Raw genomic sequence first — 5,934 nt, 5'->3', positions numbered from 1 at the left:
GCGGTCCGGCCCCGGCCGGTCCGTGCCCGTCTGGCGGCTTCCCCCTGGGGAGGCCGCCAGACGCGTGTCCGGGCACCCGCGCACGGGCCCGGAAGTCGATCGATACTCCGACAATAATCCGCCTCCCTAGGGTCGGTCTCGAAACTCCGGGTGGGCCAGTGACCCATCGGACCGACCGATTTCCAAGGTGGAGGGTGGGGCTCGTGACGGACGCGATGGACCAGGACGGAGCCGTCGGCCGCCGCTACTGGCGCGAGATCCTCGACGCCGCCGGCTGCACCCGACTCCCGCGGCCGGTCAGGGTCGTGGACACGCCCCGGGCGGCAGCGGCAGCGGCAGCGGCAGCGGCCGAGAGCCGGGTGCCGATCCCGGAGCGGGTGCTGGCCGGGCTGAGCGAGCCGCTGCTGCTCGCCGCGCACGCCAAGGTGGTCGCCGCGCTCACCGGGGACGGCGAGACCGTCACCGGCTGGCTGCCGACCGCCCCCGCGCCAACTGCCCCCGCGCCAGCGGCGTCCGCGCCCACCGCGTCCGGGCCGCAGGCCGAGCCGCTGCCGGTGCGGATCACCGTGGCCGACGGCAGCTGGCAGCAGCTGGCCGCCGCCGCCGGGAACGCCCGGGAGCAGGTGCTGCGTCATGCCGCCGCCGCGCCCACCGCGGCCATCCGGGACCGGGTCCGCACCGACGGGCTGTTCGAGAGCGTGCTCTCCCGCGCCGAGGGCCTGCCGCCGGCTGGAGCCCTCCCCGAGGGCGTCCTGCTCTGGATCGCGGTGGACGGCGCCGAGTTGGTGCTGCGCTACCGGCCGGACGCCCTGGACGGACCGGCCGTGGACCGGATCGCCGGCTACTGCCTGCGGGCGCTCGGCCATGCGGTGACCGGCCCCAACCGTGGCCACCACACCCGCAGCCTGCTCTCCGAAGCCGAACTGCACTACCAGCTGCACGAGTTGGCCGGGCCGGTGCGCGAACTGCCGGAACGGCCGTTCCACCAGCTGTTCGAGGAGCAGGCGCGGCTGCGCCCGGACGCCGTCGCCGCGGTCCAGGGCGGCCGCAGCTGGACGTACGCCGAGCTGAACCGGCGCGCCAACCAGGTCGCCTGGGCCCTGTGCCAGGACGGCCCGCAGCACGAGCAGCCGGTGGCGGTCGTCGCCGAACGCAGCCTGGAGTGGCTGGCGGCGGTCGTCGGGGTGTTCAAGGCGGGCGCGGTCTACCTGCCGGTCGAGCCGCACTTCCCGGCCGCCCGGATCGCCTCCATGCTGCGCCGCAGCGGCTGTTCGCAGGCGCTGACCGGCACCGGGACCGCGCCGGGCCTGGCCCCGGCCCTGGCCGAGCTGGGTCCGGAACAGGAGGTGACGGTGCGTCAACTGACGTCCCTGCTGGCCGGGGACGGCCGTCAGGACGATCCGGGCATCCCGGTCGGGCCGGACCAGTCGGCCTACATCTACTTCACCTCCGGCTCGACCGGCGAGCCCAAGGGCGCGGTGTGCGAGCACGCCGGCTTCCTGAACCACCTGCTGGCCAAGATCGAGGACCTGGGCGTCACCGAGGGCACGGTGGTGGCGCAGACCGCCCCGCAGTGCTTCGACATCTCGCTGTGGCAGCTGGTGGCCGCCCTGCTGGTCGGCGGGAGCACGCTGATCGTGGAGCAGGAGGCGGTGGCGGACATCGCCCGCTTCGTGGAGACGGTCCGGGCCGGCCGGGTCGGGGTGGTCCAACTGGTGCCCTCCTACCTGGAGGTGCTGCTGACCTACCTGGACGGCGACCCGGCCCGGCTGCCCGGGCTGCGCTGCGTCTCCACCACCGGCGAGGTGCTCAAACGGGAGCTGGCACAGCGCTGGTTCGCCGCCTTCCCCGGGGTGCGGCTGGTCAACGCCTACGGGCTGACCGAGACCAGCGACGACACCAACCACGAGGTGCTGACGGCGGTTCCCGCCTCCGGCGGCATCCCACTGGGGCGGCCGGTACGCAACGTCCGCGCCTACGTGGTGGACGCGTGGCTGCGGCCGGTGCCGCTGGGCGCGCCGGGGGAGATCGTCTTCTCCGGGGTCTGCGTCGGGCGCGGCTACGTCAACGACCCGGAGCGGACCAGGGCGGCGTACTGCGCCGACCCCCACCGCCCCGGCGAACGGCTGTACCGCACCGGCGACTTCGGCCGCTGGTCGGCCGAGGGCAAGCTGGAGTTCCACGGCCGCCGGGACGCCCAGCTGAAGATCCGCGGCTTCCGGATCGAGATCGGCGAGATCGAGGACCGGCTGCTGCGCGCGCCCGGGGTCCGCGACGGCGCGGTGGTCACCGCCGGGGCGGGCGAGGGCCGGCACCTGGTCGGCTTCTTCAGCGGCCCCGCCGACCCGGAGCAGGTGCGCGGCGTGCTGGACGCCTCGCTGCCCGCGTACATGGTGCCCACCCGGCTGGTCCGCCGGGAGAGCCTGCCGCTGACCGCGAACGGCAAGACCGACAAGAAGGCGCTGACCCGGCTGGCCGAGGCGGAGCTGTGCGCCCTGCCCGCCGCCGACGCCGAGGGGAGCGCCGCCGAGCTGCGGCTGGCCGCCCACTGGGCCGAGGCGCTGAAGACGCCGGTGGACCGGATCGGCCGCCGGTCGCACTTCTTCGAGCTGGGCGGCACCTCCCTGTCCGCCATCCGGCTGGCGATCCTGCTGGACCGCGCGGTCAGCGTCAAGGACATCACCCGGACCCCCGTCCTCGCCGACCTGGCCGCGCTGCTCGAACAGCGCTCCGGCGGCGGGGCGGACGCCACCGCCCCGGCAGCGGCCGTCGGCTGACCGCCGCGCGCCAGGGCCAACCCGACCGCCGCCAGGACCGAACCCGACCGCGACCCAAGGAGACACCGTGACCATGACCACCCTGCTCACCGACGACACCCTGCGGGTGGAGCACGCCCACGGCGTGAGCGGACCGGGCGCGGGCGCCCGCTGGGCCGCCGCCGAACGCGTCCGCGTCCGCTCGCTGCTGGCCGAGCACGGCGCCGTGCTGCTGCGCGGCCTGGGCATACGCTCCGCCGCCGAGGTGGCGCAGTACGCCCTCGCGCTCGGCATCACCCCGATGGCCGAGCGGGAGCGCTTCGCCACCCGCCGGGAGTACCCGGACGGCGGCCAGTCCGCCTCCGAGTGGCCCCCCGACGAGCAGCTCTGCCTGCACCACGAGCTGAGCTACGCCGCCGAGGTCCCCTCGGTGCTGCTGTTCGGCTGCCTGACCGCCCCGGCGGCCGGCGGCGCCACCGTGGTCGCCGACGGCGCCGAGGTGCTGCGGCTGCTGCCGCCCGAACTGGCGGCCCGGTTCCGCGCCAAGGGCTGGCAGCTCACCCGCAACTACCGCGAGGTCGGCGTATCCCTCTACGAGTCCTTCGGCACGGAGGACCCGCAGGCCATCGGCGCCTACTGCCGGGCCGAGGCCATCGGCTTCGAGTGGCTGCCGGACGCGGTGCTGCGCACCCGCCAGCGCCGGGCCGCGGTGCTGACCCATCCGGCCACCGGCGAGGAGGTCTGGTTCAACCAGGCCGCCTTCCTCAACGAACTCACCCTCGACCCGATGATCCGCGCCTACCTGACCGAGGTGTACGGCCCGGACGCCATGCCGTTCACCACCGCGTACGGGGACGGCACGCCGATCCCGCCGCAGGACGTCGCCGCCGTCAACGAGGCGTACCGGCTGGCGACCCGCCGCGAACCGTGGCAGCAGGGCGACCTGCTGCTGGTCGACAACCTGCGTACCGCGCACGGCCGCGAGCCGTACGAGGGCGAGCGGGAGGTGGCGGTGGTCCTCGGCGATCCGGTGCGACTGCCCGACCACGTCCTGAACTGACTGTCCATCACCTGACATCCGTTGTGGAGTCCGCTATGCCTCCCGCCCAACTCCCTTCCTTCGCCGTGATTCCCGGCGCCCAGGTGCACCGCACCCTCGAGGGTCGGCACCGCGAGGTGGTCGCCCTGATCGAGGACGCCTACCGCATCCACGGCGCGGGCGACACCGTCAACCCGCCCTCCTACTTCCTGCGCTTCCCCGACCGCCCCAGCGCGCGCATCATCGCCCTGCCGGCCTCCATCGGCGGCGACGTCCGCACCGACGGGCTGAAGTGGATCTCCAGCTTCCCGGAGAACGTGGCCTCCGGGCTGCCGCGCGCCTCCGCCGTGCTCATCCTCAACGACCACGACACCGGCTATCCGCTGGCCTGCCTGGAGAGTTCCATCATCAGCGCCGCGCGCACCGCTGCCTCGGCGGCGCTGGCCGCGGACCGGCTCAGCGCCGGGCGCGAGCGCCCGACGCGGATCGGCTTCGTCGGCACCGGCCTGATCGCCCGCTACATCCACCAGTTCCTGCGCGGCACCGGCTGGACCTTCGCGGAGACCGGGGTGTTCGACCTGTCGGCCGAGCACGCCGAGGGCTTCGCCGGCTACCTGGCCGGCGCGGACACCGACACCGCCGTCGTCGTCCACGACAGCGCGGAGAAGCTGATCCGCGGCTCCGACCTGGTGGTCTTCGCCACCGTCGCCGGAACCCCGCACATCAGCGACGCCTCCTGGTTCGACCACCACCCGCTGGTGCTGCACATCTCGCTGCGCGACCTCGACCCCGGCCTGGTGCTGCGGAGCTTCAACATCGTCGACGACGTGGAGCACTGCCTGAAGGCCGACACCTCGGTGCACCTGGCCGAACAGCGGTCGGGCCACCGGGAGTTCATCGACGGCACGCTCCACGACGTGCTCACCGGGACGGTCCGCGCGCCGGCCGACCGCACGGTGGTGTTCTCGCCGTTCGGCCTCGGCGTGCTGGACCTCGCCCTCGGCAGACACGTGTACGACCGCGTGCTCGCCGAGGGCGAACTGGCCGTTGTCGACGGCTTCTTCCACGAGACCCGCCGCTACGGATGAGCGTCCGGCCTCACCTCATCGCCCACCGCGGACCCGGGAGGACGCGTGCCGATCATCTCGGCCCCACATGAATTCAACGAGGACGACCTCTTCGTCGACCTCACCGACACCCTCGGCGCCTCCCTCTACCTCAAGTGCGAGGGCTTCAACTTCTCCGGGTCGATCAAGCAGAAGGCGGCCCGCGCCATGGTCGAGGCCGCCGAGCGCAGCGGCACGCTGCGACCGGGATCGGTCCTGGTCGAGTCGTCCTCGGGTAACCTCGGCGTCGCCCTGGCGGTGATCGCCGCCAGCAAGGGCTACCGCTTCCTGTGCGTCACCGACTCCCGCTGCAACCTGGCCACCCGCCGACTGATGGAGGCCCTCGGCGCCGAGGTGCACGTCGTCACCGACCCCGACCCGGAGGGCGGCTTCCTCGGCGCCCGGCTGGCCCAGGTGCGCCGGCTCTGCGCGAGCGACAGCCGCTACCTGTGGCTCAACCAGTACGTCAACGCCGACAACTGGCGCGCCCACTACCGGTGGACCGCCCCCGCCATCGCCCGCCGCTTCCGCGACCTCGACCTGCTGTTCGTCGGCGCCGGAACCACCGGGACGCTGATGGGCTGCGCCCGCTGGTTCCGAGAGCACCGCCCCGGCGTGCGGATCGTCGCCGTGGACAGCATCGGCTCGATCACCTTCGGCGGCCCGCCGGCCCCGCGGATGATCCCCGGCCTGGGCTCCGCGGTCCGGCCGGAACTGCTCGACCCGAGCTATGTGGACGACGTGGTGCGGATCGCCGAGGCCGACACCATCCGCACCTGCCACCGGCTCGCCGCGCGCGGGTTCGTCTTCGGCGGCTCGACCGGCACCGTCGTCGCCGGGGCGCTGTCCTGGCTGGAGGCGGACGCGGCCGAGCGGGGCGGCCTGGCCGCCAGGACCGCCGTCGCCATCTCGCCCGACCTGGGCGAGCGCTACCTCGACACCGTCTACCACCGCAACTGGGTCCAGGGCGTCTACGGCGCCGAGGCCCTGGAGCAGACCGGCCCGCTGATGGCCGAGACCGCCTGACCACCGA

At 74.0% G+C, this 5,934-nt stretch carries 4 protein-coding genes; all 4 read left to right on the top strand.

Annotation, left to right across the window (positions count from 1 at the left end; all coding sequences use genetic code 11):
* The first annotated feature begins 203 nt into the window (after window positions 1–203).
* The 4 genes from GXW83_RS22025 (at window position 204) to sbnA (ending at window position 5,927) form a co-directional block, all read left to right on the top strand.
* Window positions 204–2,777, top strand: coding sequence for an amino acid adenylation domain-containing protein (locus GXW83_RS22025; RefSeq protein WP_304940971.1), 2,574 nt, complete (start codon window positions 204–206; stop codon window positions 2,775–2,777).
* A 73-nt stretch (window positions 2,778–2,850) separates the two neighbouring features.
* Window positions 2,851–3,816, top strand: a complete 966-nt coding sequence (locus GXW83_RS22020; RefSeq protein ID WP_182447495.1) for a TauD/TfdA family dioxygenase — start codon at window positions 2,851–2,853, stop codon at window positions 3,814–3,816.
* 35 nt (window positions 3,817–3,851) lie between these two features.
* The gene (gene sbnB, locus GXW83_RS22015; protein ID WP_182444764.1) at window positions 3,852–4,883 is read left to right on the top strand and encodes a 2,3-diaminopropionate biosynthesis protein SbnB; all 1,032 of its coding nucleotides are present in this window, start codon (window positions 3,852–3,854) and stop codon (window positions 4,881–4,883) included.
* 45 nt (window positions 4,884–4,928) lie between these two features.
* A complete protein-coding gene (gene sbnA, locus GXW83_RS22010) occupies window positions 4,929–5,927 on the top strand; it encodes a 2,3-diaminopropionate biosynthesis protein SbnA (RefSeq protein WP_182444763.1) in 999 nt (332 codons plus the stop codon).
* Window positions 5,928–5,934 lie beyond the last annotated feature (7 nt).

Origin of the sequence: Streptacidiphilus sp. PB12-B1b, from assembly GCF_014084125.1 — a bacterium.
Classification (GTDB): Bacteria; Actinomycetota; Actinomycetes; order Streptomycetales; family Streptomycetaceae; genus Streptacidiphilus.
The sequence above is the reverse complement of the archived record's forward strand: the minus strand, read 5'-3'. Positions and strand labels throughout refer to the sequence as shown.